The sequence below is a fragment of the Janthinobacterium sp. 344 genome (genome assembly GCF_900112025.1).
Lineage (GTDB): Bacteria > Pseudomonadota > Gammaproteobacteria > Burkholderiales > Burkholderiaceae_D > Janthinobacterium.
This window is the reverse complement of record NZ_FOKL01000001.1, coordinates 1,044,986-1,059,268: the sequence shown is the minus strand read 5'-3', so window position 1 is coordinate 1,059,268 and position 14,283 is coordinate 1,044,986. Positions and strand designations below refer to the sequence as shown.

At 59.3% G+C, this 14,283-nt stretch carries 11 protein-coding genes; all 11 read right to left on the bottom strand.

Annotation, left to right across the window (positions count from 1 at the left end):
• Positions 1–196: 196 nt before the first annotated feature.
• The 11 genes from ileS to BM193_RS28190 all read right to left on the bottom strand — a co-directional run bounded on the left by ileS (position 197) and on the right by BM193_RS28190 (position 14,281).
• Entirely contained in the window at positions 197–3,097 is a 2,901-nt protein-coding gene (gene ileS, locus BM193_RS04725; RefSeq protein WP_092795773.1) for an isoleucine--tRNA ligase, read from the bottom strand.
• A 69-nt stretch (positions 3,098–3,166) separates the two neighbouring features.
• Entirely contained in the window at positions 3,167–4,138 is a 972-nt protein-coding gene (locus BM193_RS04720) for a bifunctional riboflavin kinase/FAD synthetase (RefSeq protein WP_092795772.1), read from the bottom strand.
• Between the two features lie 285 nt (positions 4,139–4,423).
• A complete protein-coding gene (locus tag BM193_RS04715; RefSeq protein WP_092795770.1) occupies positions 4,424–5,635 on the bottom strand; it encodes a tetratricopeptide repeat protein in 1,212 nt (403 codons plus the stop codon).
• Between the two features lie 78 nt (positions 5,636–5,713).
• Positions 5,714–6,145: an ExbD/TolR family protein gene (locus BM193_RS04710; protein WP_193068824.1), complete on the bottom strand. Its 432-nt coding sequence runs from the start codon at positions 6,143–6,145 to the stop codon at positions 5,714–5,716.
• Between the two features lie 105 nt (positions 6,146–6,250).
• Complete coding sequence (locus BM193_RS04705) at positions 6,251–6,679, bottom strand: ExbD/TolR family protein (protein WP_034785240.1); 429 nt, start codon at positions 6,677–6,679, stop codon at positions 6,251–6,253.
• Positions 6,680–6,684: 5 nt separating this feature from the next.
• Positions 6,685–7,614, bottom strand: a complete 930-nt coding sequence (locus tag BM193_RS04700; protein ID WP_175533144.1) for a MotA/TolQ/ExbB proton channel family protein — start codon at positions 7,612–7,614, stop codon at positions 6,685–6,687.
• An 86-nt stretch (positions 7,615–7,700) separates the two neighbouring features.
• Positions 7,701–8,357 (bottom strand): energy transducer TonB, encoded by a 657-nt coding sequence (locus BM193_RS04695; RefSeq protein ID WP_092795766.1) that lies wholly within the window; start codon positions 8,355–8,357, stop codon positions 7,701–7,703.
• 539 nt (positions 8,358–8,896) lie between these two features.
• The gene (locus tag BM193_RS04690; RefSeq protein ID WP_092795765.1) at positions 8,897–10,498 is read right to left on the bottom strand and encodes a SpoVR family protein; all 1,602 of its coding nucleotides are present in this window, start codon (positions 10,496–10,498) and stop codon (positions 8,897–8,899) included.
• Positions 10,498–11,766, bottom strand: a complete 1,269-nt coding sequence (locus BM193_RS04685; protein ID WP_092795763.1) for a YeaH/YhbH family protein — start codon at positions 11,764–11,766, stop codon at positions 10,498–10,500. The genes BM193_RS04690 and BM193_RS04685 overlap by 1 nt, the downstream gene beginning before the upstream one ends.
• 69 nt (positions 11,767–11,835) lie before the next feature.
• Positions 11,836–13,758, bottom strand: a complete 1,923-nt coding sequence (locus tag BM193_RS04680; protein ID WP_034754154.1) for a PrkA family serine protein kinase — start codon at positions 13,756–13,758, stop codon at positions 11,836–11,838.
• Positions 13,759–14,029: 271 nt separating this feature from the next.
• The gene (locus BM193_RS28190; RefSeq protein WP_139176016.1) at positions 14,030–14,281 is read right to left on the bottom strand and encodes a hypothetical protein; all 252 of its coding nucleotides are present in this window, start codon (positions 14,279–14,281) and stop codon (positions 14,030–14,032) included.
• Positions 14,282–14,283: the final 2 nt, after the last annotated feature.

The window sequence follows — 14,283 nt, the reverse complement described above, 5'->3', positions numbered from 1 at the left end:
GATAAAGCCGCCGCCTGGCAGCAGGCGGCGGGTGGACTCATAGCATACAACGACGGGCAAAATCGTAGCGAGCGGCAGCGAGGCTCGGCGCCCCCGTTGGCCCGAGACGCGCAGCTGTACTTTAGTACGGGGCCGCCGAGGCAGCGAGCATCGCAGGCCGCACATCGCGACGCGCAGTAGATTTTGACGACGTTGTTTAGGCGAAACGGCGAACTTCGCCCTTTCCAAACAGATTGCTGACGCAGCGGCCGCACAGGGTGGCATGCGCGGCATCCGTGCCCACGTCGGCGCGGTAGTGCCAGCAGCGCTCGCACTTCGGCGCCGTCGACGCGGCCACGACCACTTCCTCGGCCGCATCATCAGGCACTTCGACAACGCTGGCCTGCGAGGTGATGAAGACGAACTTCAAGTCCTCGCCCAGGGTGGTGAGCAGCTTGTACTTCATCGGCGCGGCCTTGATCGTCAGTTCCGCCTGCAGCGAGGAACCGATGGCGCCCGAGGTGCGCAAGTCTTCCAGCTGTTTGGTCACGTCCGTGCGCACGGCGCGCAGGGCCGTGTATTTCTCCAGCAGGTCGGCCGCATCGGCCACTGCCGGCAGCTGCCACCAGGTTTGCGTGAAGATGGTTTCATCGCTGGCGGCATACGCTTCCGCGCCGGCGAAGACGGCCCACGCCTCTTCTGCCGTGAACGACAGGGCCGGGGCCATCAGGCGCAGCAGGCTTTGCGTGATGTGCCACAGGGCCGTCTGCGCCGAGCGGCGCGCGTGCGATGTCAAGCCCGAGGTGTACAGACGGTCCTTCAGGATGTCCAGGTAGAAGCCGCCCAGGTCTTCCGAGCAGTACGTCTGCAGCTTCGACACCACCGGGTGGAATTCGTAGCGCGCGTAGTTGTTCTCGATCTGCTGCTGCAGCGAGGCCATGTTGGCCAGCGCATAGCGGTCGATCTCGAACAGCTCCGCCACCGGTACGGCGTCCGTGGCCGGATTGAAGTCCGAGGTGTTCGCCAGCAGGAAGCGCAGGGTGTTGCGGATGCGGCGGTACGATTCCGTCACGCGTTTCAGGATTTCGTCGGAGATCGACAGCTCGCCCGTGTAGTCGGTCGAGGCGATCCACAGGCGCAGGATGTCGGCGCCCAGGGTGTCGGAGATTTTTTGCGGCGCCAGCGTGTTACCCAGCGACTTCGACATCTTCTTGCCTTCGCCATCGACCGTGAAGCCGTGCGTCAGCAGGGCCTTGTATGGCGGACGGCCGTTCAGCATCGACGACACCAGCAGCGACGAGTGGAACCAGCCGCGATGCTGGTCCGAGCCTTCCAGGTACAGGTCGGCCGGGAACTGCAGCTGCGTCGCGTGCGAACCCTTGCCTTGCGGTCCGCCCAGCACCGTCTGGTGCGTAGCGCCGGAATCGAACCACACGTCCAGCGTGTCCTTGTTCTTGGCGTAGATGGCTGCTTCGTCGCCGATCAGGTCAGCCAGGTCCAGCGCCTGCCATGCCTCGATGCCGCCTTTTTCGATCAGCTTGGCCACTTGCTCCAGCAGTTCCGGCGTGCGCGGATGCAGGTCGCCCGTTTCCTTGTGCACGATGAAGGCCATCGGCACGCCCCATTGGCGCTGGCGCGACAGGGTCCAGTCGGGACGGTTGGCGATCATGCCGTGCAGGCGCGCCTGGCCCCAGTCCGGGAAGAACTCGGTGTCGGCGATGCCTTGCAGGGCCGTCTCGCGCAGGGTGGCGCCGCCGTCCTTCGGCGTCACGTCCATGCCGGCGAACCACTGCGACGTGGCGCGGTAGATGATCGGCGTCTTGTGGCGCCAGCAGTGCATGTAGCTGTGGTCGAACATCTTGACTTCGAACAGCGCGCCCGCTTCGCGCAAGGCGTTGCAGATCGGCTTCGACGCTTCCCAGATGGTCATGCCGCCGAACAGGGGCAGGGTCGAGGCGAATTTGCCGTCGCCCATCACCGGCTTGATGATGTCGTCGTCCTTCATGCCGTGCGCCTTGCACGAGATGAAGTCGTCCAGGCCGTAGGCGGGCGCCGAGTGCACCACGCCCGTGCCGCTTTCCGTGGTCACGTATTCGGCCAGGTACAGCGGCGACAGGCGGTCGTAGAACGCGTCGCTTGCATGCAGCGGATGGCGGAAGCTGATGCCGGCCAGGGCCGCGCCGTCGCAGGTGGCGATCGTCGTGCCATCGAGCTTGAAGCGCGCCAGGCTGGCCACGACCAGGTCTTGCGCCAGGATCAGCAGCAATGGCTGGCCATCGCGCTCGGCCTTCACCAGCGAGTATTTCACTTCCGGGTGCACGTTGAGCGCCTGGTTCGACGGGATGGTCCACGGCGTGGTGGTCCAGATGACGATGAAGCCGTTCTCCGTCGGCAGCGATGGCAGGCCAAATGCGGCCGCCAGTTTTTCCGGCTCGGCGAATTTGAAGCCGACGTCGATGGCCGGATCGCGTTTTTCCGCGTATTCCACTTCCGCCTCGGCCAGCGCCGACTGGCAGTCGAAGCACCAGTTGACGGGCTTCAGGCCGCGGTAGACATAGCCTTTTTCCAGCAGCTTGCCCAGCGCGCGCAGCTCGTCCGCTTCATTGCCATGCGCCATGGTCAGATACGGGTTGTCCCACTCGCCCAGCACGCCCAGACGGATAAAATCCTTCTTTTGGCGCTCGACCTGCACATTGGCGTAGGCGCGCGCCTTTTCCAGCACGTCGGCCGTCGGCAGGTTTTTGCCGTGCAGTTTTTCGATCTGGATCTCGATCGGCATGCCGTGGCAATCCCAGCCCGGCACATACGGCGCGTCGAAACCGGCCAGCGAGCGCGACTTGACGACCATGTCCTTCAGGATCTTGTTGACGGCGTGGCCCAGGTGGATGTCGCCGTTGGCATACGGCGGGCCGTCATGCAGGATGAATTTCGGGCGGCCGGCGGCGGCCTTGCGCACGCGCTCGTAGATTTTCTTGTCTTGCCATTGCTGCACCCATTGCGGCTCGCGCTTGGCCATGTCGCCGCGCATCGGGAACGGGGTTTCCGTCATGTTGACCGGGTACTTGCTTTCCGGCTTCTTGTTCTGCTTGGGGACTGCTGGCTTGTTTTGGTCGGACATATTCTTCTTTACTGTATGGAGTGAAATTCTGTGGCGGAGAAAGCCGCCGCGCGCAGGAGTTGGCCAGGATCAAATTCGGTCGGTGGCCGTAATGGCGCTGCGGCGCTGGGCGAAATAGGCGCGTGCCTGGTTCGAATCGCGTTCGATGGCGGCCGTCAGGGTAGGCAAGTCGTCGTACTTTTCTTCGTCGCGCAGCTTTTCCAGGAATTCCACGCGCACCAGCTTGCCGTAGCAGGACTGGGCGAAATCAAATACATGTACTTCCAGCAAGACGCGGCCACTGTCATCGACCGTGGGGCGCACGCCCAGACTGGCCACGGCCGGCAGCGGCTGCGGTCCCAGGCCATGCACTTGCACGATGAAGATGCCGGACAGGGCAGGGCGGTGCGCCACGCGCAGGTTCAGGGTGGGAAAGCCCAGGGTGCGGCCCAGCTTCTGGCCATGGATCACGTGGCCGGAAATGGCGTAGGGATGGCCCAGCAGCTGCGTGGCCAGCGAAAAATCGCCGGCGGCCAGCGCCAGGCGCACGGCCGACGAGGAGATGCGCGTGCTGCCATTCATGACGGTGGGCAGGGTTTCCACGTGAAAACCGTACTGGCGGCCCGCTTCCTGCAGCATGGCGACGTCGCCGGCGCGCCGGGCGCCATAGCAGAAGTCGTCGCCGACCATCAGCCATTTCACGTGCAAGCCGTCGACGAGGACTTTTTCCGTGAATTCCTGCGGCGTCAAGGCGGCAAACTGGGCGCTGAAATGCTCGACGACGACCCGGTCGATGCCGGCATCGTCCAGCGATTGCAGCTTGTCGCGCAGGTTGGCGATGCGCTGCGGGGCCTTTGACAGGTCGCCCGCGCGCTGCGCGAAGAATTCGCGCGGATGCGGTTCGAACGTCATCACGGCCGCCTCGATGCCGAGTTCGGTGGCTGCCTCGCGCACGCGCGCCAGCAAGGCTTGATGGCCGATGTGGACACCGTCAAAGTTGCCGATGGTCAGGGCGCAAGGCGCTCGTGCCTGGGCATTGGGAAGTCCGCGAAATACCTTCATGGGAATCTGATGAAAAACTGTGCCAAATGGGAGATTATACGGACTGTTTCAGGGATGCACAGCCGCAAGGGCCGGCACGGAGGTAATTTCCTCCCTGAAATGGACAAAAAGCGTTGCCGGCAACTGTGCTGGCAACGCTTTAGCAATGATTTGATGCACTCTCAACGTCGAAGCCAGGCCTGGCGAGCGGCAGTAATTTGTGGCCAGGAAGCGCAACCGTACGCGAGTACGGTGAGCATCACTGGCGGCAAAGGGCGGCGCGCAGCAGCCTGGGTTCGATGTGGATTACTTGTTCATCAACGTCCAGTAACGGGCCAGGTCAGCCGCGCCATCCGTGCCCTTGACGGTTTTCAGCGTCGTCGTGGCATTGGCTTTCTTGCCGGCGTGGATGTAGGCGATGCCCAGGTGCAGCTTGGCTTCTTCCGGATACTTGGCGGTGCCCATCTTCACGGCGTCGTTCATCAAGCCCAAGCCCTTGTCGGCCTGGCCATCGTACACCAGCGCGAAGCCCAGCTTGCTCAAGCTGTCCGCATCCTTGTTCTTGACGTATTCCGCTTCCGACTTGGCGGCGTTGGCCTTCAGGTCAGCCTGGGTCTTCAGGGCCAGATCTTTCAGGCGCTGGTGACGCGCCGCATCGGCGCCGGTACCCAGCACGCCTTTTTTGTAGCCCTGCTCGATGATGGACAAGGCTTCGCCAGGATTGCCTGCTTGCAAGGCCAGCTGGCTGATTTCCATGTATTCGGATGGCTTGGTGAACAGGCCGTTGGCCAGGCGCAGGCGCTGCACGTCCAGGCCCAGGCGTTGCGAGAAGCCCGGCTTGCCCGACACGCGGTTCAGCAGGTCAGCCCAGTAGCTGGTCTTCGGATAGCTGGCAGCCAGCTTTTCCAGAGTGGCGACATAGCCGGCCTTGTCGTTTTGCTTCAACTGGATGTTGGCCAGCATTTGCAGGCTCGCTTCCGAGTTGCCGCCGCGTGCTTGCAGTTCTTTTGCCGCTTCGGCGTAGTTGCCGCTGACGTAGTAGGTCTGGATCAGCAGTTCGCGCATCTGCGCATCGTCGCGGTCTTTCAGCGAGCGCTTGATCCAGGTGATGGTATTTGGCCAATCCTTGGCGCGGTAATACATGCCGGCCAGGGCTTGCGTGAATTTCGGGGCTTCGGCGGCGCTCAGGCGGCCGGAGTTGATGACGGCTTCAAACGCCTTGATGGCGGTGGCGTTATCGCCGGCGCCGGCGGCGGCCGAAGCGCGCACGCGTTCGATCTGGTAGCTTTCAAAGGCGGTCTTGCCGCTCACGCTGTCTGCTTCGCGCAGTTTGGCCAGCGCTTCCTTGTTTTTGCCGCTGCTAGCGAGTTTTTGCGCTTCTTGCAGTGGCTTGCCGACTTCGGCGCGCACGGTGTCCGCGGCATATGCCAGCGAGCCCAGGCCGATTACGGGAGTTGCTGCGGTAAAACCGATAGCGGCCATGACGAGGCCGAGATGAGCGAGACGAAACTTGGACATGAGAAAGTCTTTCAGTAAAAAGCGAATAGGCAGGAAGTCCTGCCTATTCGGATGTAAAAAGAACCTGATTGCTGCAGCTTACTGGAATTGCTCGTTGCCGACCAGACCGATTTTGGTCACGCCCAGACGCTGTGCCGACGCCATCACGCCGGCGACGACTTTGTATTCCACCAGCTTGTTCGGACGCAAATGCACTTCCGGCTGATCTGCTTGCGCAGCGATGTTGCTCAGCTTGGCTTCCAGCGAGGCACGGTCAGGAACGACCTGATTGTCCCACAGGATGGTGCCATCAAAATCGACATCGATCGTGACGACCACTGGTTCGGTTGTCGGTGGCGGCGGGGTGCCGACCGGCATGTTCAGGTTCACCGAGTGGTTTTGCTTAGGAATCGTGATGATCAACATGATAATCAGCACCAGCATCACGTCGATGAGGGGCGTCATATTCAGTTCCATCATTGGTTCCGGATCCGCGTTTGGCGAACTACCCGAACCGACATTCATACTCATAGTATTTCCTTTAAGAAGTCCAACGAAGCGCCGGGCGATACGTCTGCCCGGCAAGCTCCTGGCAGGGGGCGTCCTGTGTTGCCGGGACGCCCCTGTCAGTCGCTATCAGCCCTTGTCAGGTGGTTCGGTGATGAAGCCGACCTTCTGGATCCCGGCACGTTGGGTCGTGTAAATAACCCGGCCGATCGATTCGTAGCGTGTTTCTTGGTCGCCACGAACGTGTACTTCCGGCTGCGGTACTTTCACTGCTTCAACTTTAAGATAATCGAACAATTCGTTCGTGTCTTTCAGTCTGGTCTGGCCCAGATAAATCTCACCGTCTTTGTTGACCACGATGTTGACGTTTTCTGGCTTGCTTTGAAGGGCTTGGTTGGCCTCGATCGGCAGATCGATTTTCTGCAATTTGAGGACAACCGGACTGGTGATCAAGAAAATGATCAGCAAAACCAACATGATGTCGACGAGCGGCGTCGTGTTGATTTCTGACATTACTTGATCTTCATCTCCGCTGTCGGAGCCGACGGACATCGACATGATTCTTATCCGATCTTTTTAGCGCCGGCAGCACGGCCAGCTTCGCTGGTCGACATTGCGCCGGAGATCAGTACCGAGTGAACGTCGGCGCTGAACGAGCGTACATCTTCCATTGCGGTTTTGTTACGACGCACCAGCCAGTTGTAACCCAGAACGGCAGGAACAGCGACCAGCAGACCGAAAGCGGTCATGATCAGTGCTTCACCAACTGGACCTGCCACTTTGTCGATCGAGGCGTTACCGGTCATGCCGATAGCGGTCAGCGCGCCGTAAATACCCCACACGGTACCGAACAGACCGATAAACGGTGCGGTCGAACCAACGGTTGCCAGGAACGACAGGCCATCTTGCAGACGCGATTGAACTTTGTCCGAAGCGCGCTGGATCGACATCGTCACCCAGGTCGACAGATCGATTTGTTCCAGCAGGGCGCCGTCATGGTGAGCCGTTGCCTTGGTGCCCGATTCAGCGATGAAGCGGAATGGCGAGCCTTCAGCCAGGGTGGCCGAACCGGCAGCGATCGAAGGCGCTTTCCAGAATTTGGCAGCGGTTTCTTTCGCTTGCTTGAAGATCTTCATTTGATCCAGCAGTTTCGTGATGATGATGTACCAGCTGCCGATCGACATGATGGACAGGATGATCAGGGTGGCACGTGGCACGAAGCCGCCGTCCCAGACTGCGGACAGGCCGAACGGGTTGTGGACTTCTTCGGTTTTGGCTGGAGCGGCGGCATCGGCGGCTGGAGCGGCTGCGTCTGCTGCTGGAGCTGCTGCATCTGCGGCAACTGGTGCTGCTGCAGCGTCTGCCGCAGGAGCCGAAGCGGCTGCCGATGCTGGCGCGTCAGCGAATGCTGGTGCTGCTACCAGAGCGGTAGTAGCGGTGACGGACAACAGAACCGCGGCAAAAAATGCGGACAAACGGGTATTCTTAAACATGCTTCCTCCAAAATTAAAAATAACAGATCGCTGAACGTAATGACAACGAAATCATAGTGTGAGACAGGGGATAACTGCCTCGGGTTTTAATCCAGCGACCAAACGTATTGCATTTGCTGCCAGCCTTGTTCCGGCTTGCCGTCGACTGTTGCCGGCTTAAATGTACAGCGGCTGATACCTTGCTGCGCGGCGCGGTCCAAGTCTCTGAAGCCGCTTGACTTCACGATCTTCGAATCAGCGACCTTGCCGTCCACGCCGATCAGGAAGGACAGTGTCACGACACCGGTTTCCTCATTGCGCTGCGACGACTTTGGATATGCCGGCTTTTCGCAGACGCTGAAGTCAACCACGGCCGGTGTGCGCACCGATTTGGCTGGTCCAGGAGTTGGCGCAGGCTGTGCAGGCGGTGCTGGCGGTGCCAATACATTGGTGGCTGGCTTCACAGCAGTCGTATTTGCGATCACGTTCTGTTGTGGCGGCGGCTGCTGCACGTTCACCTCGACTGGCGGAATGAAAGGCGGCGGTGGTGCCTTTATTTCTGGCGGCGGTGGTGGCGGTGGAAGATCCTTCGGTGGAGGCGGTTTGACTTCCTCGATAATCTTGGTTTCAACCGGTTCCATCATTTTGGTGACCAACCGCTTGCCCAAGCCCGTCGCGATCCCGTAAGCCGCGAGAACGTGCAGCAGGACAACGACTGTGATGCCTGTGTAGTTCTTGGGACTTTTCTCGTTCGAAAAATTCATGCCTGCTTTCTCCAAATACCATCTCTTGTCTTGCAACTGAACCCCAAAATGACGACACAAAGCTCCAGCCGTATCCGGGACGTCGCCGAATTATACATACGAATTCTTTATTTTACACAGATTTTTAACGCCTAAAACCGGTTAAATTTTTGGCGCTTTTGCGCCCTGAAAACGTACTTGCTTATGCCATCTTTGCACGCTTTCGGACAGAAAAAAAGGCGGTCTTATCGGTTTTTTACAGCTGTTTTGGGCTACCACTGCTAAGTTCTTCGATGTGCCGATATGGCGGAATTATATTTCGTGATATTCAATATGGAAACAGCTAAATTTGGAGAAAAATATTTCTCTTTGGAAATATTTTGCCTTGGAACCAGACCACTTAGCCTTGCAGGCGCACCAAACAGGTGCGGAAAGCACTTTGCACAGGTCAAAAAAAGCGGCCCCGGAGTCACTTCCGAGGCCGCCTGGCCATACTGAATTCCTATGTAGGTATAGGCAGGGCTTATATTCTTGCCATTGATTATTGTCAACAAAGCTAGTTATGGCCGCACGGCGGGGTCGTCACGCCGGTTGCGTTTTTCACGCCGGCAATTCAAGGTGCCCAGCACGTTGCCCTGCGGATCGACTGTATCGAGATGCACATCGAAACCCCACAGGCGTGCCACGTGCTTGAGCACTTCCGCCGCCTGCTGGTTCAGCGGGCGGCGCTGGAATTGCGTGTGGCGCAAGGTCAGGGCACGGTCGTCGCGCGTATTCACGGACCAGACCTGGATATTCGGCTCGCGGTTGCCCAGGTTGTACTGCTCCGCCAGCTGCTGGCGCACGTAGCGGTAGCCGGCATCGTCGTGGATGGCGGAAATGGCCAGTTTTTCATTCTTGTCGTCGTCCAGCACGGCAAAGAAGTGGAATTCGCGGATCAGGCGGGGCGACAGGTACTGGGCAATGAAGCTTTCATCCTTGAAATTGCGCATGGCGAAGTCCAGGCTCTTGCGCCAGTCGCTGCCGGCCATGTCGGGAAACCAGGCGCGGTCTTCGTCGGTCGGGTGCTCGCAGATGCGGCGGATGTCGCTCATCATGGCAAAGCCCAGCGCATACGGGTTGATGCCGCTGTAATACGGGCTGTCGATGGGCGGCTGGTAGACCACGTTGGTATGGCTTTTCAAAAATTCCATCATGAAGCCGTCGCCCACCACGCCTTCATCGTAGAGCTGGTTCAGGATGGTGTAGTGCCAGAAGGTGGCCCAGCCCTCGTTCATGACCTGGGTTTGCCGCTGCGGATAGAAATACTGGGAAATCTTGCGCACGATGCGCACCATCTCGCGCTGCCATGGTTCCAGCAGCGGCGCATACTTCTCGATGAAGTACAGCAGGTTTTCCTCGGGTTCGGGCGGAAAGCGGGGCACGGCCTTGCGCTGGTCCTCCTCTTCGTCCTCGTCCTCGCGCCGGGGCAGGGTGCGCCACAGCTGGTTGATCTGCGACTGCACGTATTCTTCGCGCTCTTTCTGGCGCGCATATTCCTTTGCCATCGACAGCTTGGCCGGGCGCTTGTAGCGGTCCACGCCATAGTTCTGGATGGCGTGGCAGGAGTCGAGCAGCAATTCCACGGCGTCGACGCCATGGCGCTGCTCGCATTCGCTGATGTAGTTCTTGGCAAACACCATGTAGTCGATGATGGCGTCCGCATCCGTCCAGGCGCGGAACAGGTAGTTGCCCTTGAAGAAGGAATTGTGGCCATACGCCGCATGCGCGATCACCAGCGACTGCATGGTCAGGCTGTTTTCCTCCATTAAATAGGCGATGCACGGGTTCGAGTTGATGACGATCTCGTAGGCCAGGCCCATCTGGCCCCGTTTATAACTTTTCTCGGTGGACAGAAAATGCTTGCCGAACGACCAATGGTTGTACGAGACGGGCATGCCGACCGAGGTGTAGGCATCCATCATCTGCTCGGCCGTTATGATTTCCAGCTGGTTCGGATAGGTGTCGAGGCCAAACTGTTTCGCCACGCGGCGGATTTCCTCGTGGATTTGCTCGATCAGCTCGAATGTCCATTCCGACTGCTCGGGCAAGGCGTTCGGGTGGCGCAGGCGCGCGAACGGTTCGCCCGGGGTGCTGCTGGCGCGGTCAAAGGCTGCACTCATCATTTCACCTGTTTCTTGAACAGTTCGCGGAAGACCGGGTAGATATCGGCCGGCGTGACGATCTTTTGCATGGCGAAATGGGCGTGATGGTCGAGCACGCCCGCATATTGCTCCCACAGGTTTTGCTGCGGGCCATCGGTGATCTCGACATAGGTGTAGTACTGCACCTTGGGCATGATGGTATTGATCAGCAGCTGGCGGCACAGCACGGAATCGTTGTCCCAGTTGTCACCGTCGGACGCCTGCGCCACGTAGCTGTTCCACTGGCCGGCGCCATAGCGCTCGTCGATGATGGTGTTGAGCAGGTGCAGGGCCGAGGACACCACGGTGCCGCCCGACTCGCGCGAGTTGAAGAATTCGTGCTCGTCCACTTCCGCCGCCGCCGTGTGGTGGCGGATGAAGACCACCTCGATCTTGTCGTAGGCGCGCTTGAGGAACAGATACAGAAGGATGAAGAAGCGCTTGGCCGTATCCTTGCGCGATTCGTCCATGGAGCCGGAGACATCCATGATGCAGAACATCACGGCTTGCGTCATGGGCTTGGGCACCTTGATGCGGTTGCTATAGCGCAAGTCGAACGGGTCGATGAAGGGGATGGCCAGCAGGCGCGTGTGCAGGTGGTGGATCAGGCGGCGCAGTTCGACCACCAGCGGGTCGCTGTCGGGCACGCCTTCGTGCAGCAGGGTGGCCAGCTCGTCTTCCGCCTGCGCCAGCTGCTTGCGCGCGCCGCCGCCGACGGCGATGCGCCGGCCCAGCGCGCCGCGCAGGGAGCGCAGCACGTGGATGTTCGATGGCGTGCCGGACATATTGTAGCCGGCGCGCTGGTTCTTGAATTCCGTCGTGGCCGTCAGCTGGGTCTTCACCATGTGCGGCAATTCCAGGTCCTCGAAGAAGTAATTCATGAATTCTTCGCGCGACAATTCAAAGATGAAATCGTCTTCCGTCGTCTCGTCGCTGTTGCCCGCCTTGCCCCGTCCACCGCCGGCGCCGCCTTTCGGCCGCGCGATCTGGTCGCCTTTCAGGTATTCCTTGTTGCCGGGATTGACCACTTCCCATACGCCGCCATGCGCGTGGCCAAACGCCGGTTCGCCCACGTCCTTGACGGGGATGCTGACTTTCTCGCCATTTTCAACGTCCGTGATCGAGCGCCCCTTGATGGCGCGCCCCACGGCATCCTTGATCTGGCCCTTGTAACGCCGCAGGAAACGCTCGCGGTTGACGGCGGATTTGTTCTTGCTCTGCAAGCGCCTGTCGATGAGGTATGTCAAAGGGTGCCTCCTTGCTTCTCGTCTTGCGCGTCCCGCCGTGCATCGGGCAGGGCGCGCCCGCTGTCCGCGCTACGATGACTTGCGTACGCGCAAATACCATTCGCATAACAGGCGTACCTGCTTGGCCGTATAGCCTTTTTCCACCATGCGGGCCACGAAGTCGGCATGCTTGTTGGCATCGTCGGCGCTGGCCTTGGCATTGAAGGAAATCACGGGCAGCAATTCCTCCGTATTCGAAAACATTTTCTTTTCGATCACGGTGCGGAACTTTTCATAGCTGGTCCAGGCGGGATTCTTGCCGCCATTCGAGGCCCGCGCCCGCAAGCCGAAGTTCACGATTTCGTTGCGGAAATCCTTCGGATTGGAAATACCGGCCGGCTTCTCGATCTTTTCCAGTTCGTTGTTCAGCGATTCGCGGTCGAAGCTCTCGCCCGTGTCCGGATCGCGGTATTCCTGGTCCTGTATCCAGAAATCGGCGAACGTCACATAGCGGTCAAAGATGTTCTGGCCGTATTCCGAGTAGCTTTCCAGGTAGGCCGTCTGGATTTCCTTGCCGATGAATTCCACGTAGCGCTGCGCCAGGTGCTCCTTGATATACGAGAAGTAGCGCTGCTCGAGTTCCGGTGCGAACTGCTCGCGCTCGACCTGCTGCTCCAGTACATATAATAGATGCACGGGGTTGGCGGCCACTTCGGAATTGTCAAAGTTGAAGACCTTCGACAGGATCTTGAAGGCAAAGCGCGTCGACAGTCCGTTCATGCCCTCGTCCACGCCCGCGTAATCGACGTATTCGTGCATGGACTTGGCTTTCGGGTCCGTGTCCTTCAGGTTCTCGCCATCGTAGACGAGCATCTTGGAAAAGATGCTGGAGTTTTCCGGATCCTTCAGGCGCGACAGGATGGCGAACTGCGCCATCATGCGCAGGGTGCCGGGCGCGCACGGCGCCTTCACCAGCGAGGAATTGGCCACCAGCTTGTCGTAGATTTTGATTTCGTCGGAGACGCGCAGGCAGTACGGCACCTTGACTATATAGATACGGTCAAGAAACGCCTCGTTGTTGCGGTTATTCTTGAAGGTCTTCCATTCCGACTCGTTCGAGTGGGCCAGGATGATGCCGTCGAACGGTATCGCGCCGAAGCCTTCCGTGCCCTTGTAGTTGCCTTCCTGCGTGGCCGTCAGCAAGGGGTGCAGCACCTTGATGGGCGCCTTGAACATTTCGACGAATTCCATCAGGCCCTGGTTGGCCAGGCACAGGCCGCCCGAATAGCTGTAGGCGTCCGGATCGTCCTGCGCATAGTCTTCCAGCTTGCGGATGTCGACCTTGCCCACGAGGGACGAAATATCCTGGTTGTTCTCGTCGCCCGGCTCCGTTTTCGAGATGGCGATCTGTTTCAGCACGGACGGGTAGCGCTTGACGACGCGGAACTGGTTGATGTCGCCATTGTATTCATGCAGGCGTTTCACGGCCCAGGGGCTGGGGATGTTGCGCAGGTAGCGGCGCGGGATGCCGTAATCCTCTTCCAGGATGGTGCCGTCCTCTTCTTCGTTGAACAGGCCCAGCGGCGATTCGTTGACGGGCGAGCCTTTCAGGCAATAGAAGGGCACGTGTTCCATCAGCGACTTGAGCTTTTCCGCGATCGACGACTTGCCGCCGCCGACAGGGCCCAGCAAGTACAGGATCTGCTTGCGCTCTTCCAGGCCCTGCGCGGCGTGGCGGAAGTAGGAGACGACTTGCTCGATGACTTCCTCGGTGCCGTAGAACTCGCGGAAGGCGGGGTAGATCTTGATCACCTTGTTGGCGAAGATGCGCGACAGGCGCGTGTCGTTGCGCGTGTCGACCAGCTGCGGCTCGCCGATGGCGGCCAGCATGCGTTCGGGCGCGCTGGCATACGTCAGCTTGTCCTTCTTGCACAGGGCCAGGTATTCGGTGAGCGACATTTCCTCTTCGCGGGTGCGCTCGTAGCGTGCTGCATAGTTATCAAAAATGGTCATGTCAATGTCCTTTAATGTAAACCTGAACTGCCAGTCACCATGGCTGCCCGCATGGCACTCGCCGGGGCTTGCCGCTTGAACTTTTCCTGTACCCGTGTCGATTTTTATTGTTGTTTCAAGCCCGGCTGTCTTTGCGAGTCCGGATTGCCCGGACCAAAAAACTGGCGCTTGATGCCGTGTGCTGGCGTGGCCAGCCGGCCTTTTTGTCATGTCTTGATAGCGCTTGATGCGGCTAACTTTACCCCATGAAATTAATTATTGCTCTAAAGGATCAGGAAGTCAAAAGATATGTCGTAATATCCTTAATACTTGTGTGTAAATTGTTGATTTGATTGGATAAATCCTCAAATTTTTCAGCTTTTTCCATGAACTTTTTTCCGTCTCTTGAATCATCATACGACAATTCGCCAGCGTGTGCCGATGCCGCCCTGATGGCCATCGCCACCACCGCGCCATCGGCCCCGCGCCGGTGCGGCTGGCCATCTTGCGCTAAGATGCCTGCATGTTTGATGGCTGCCGCCACCG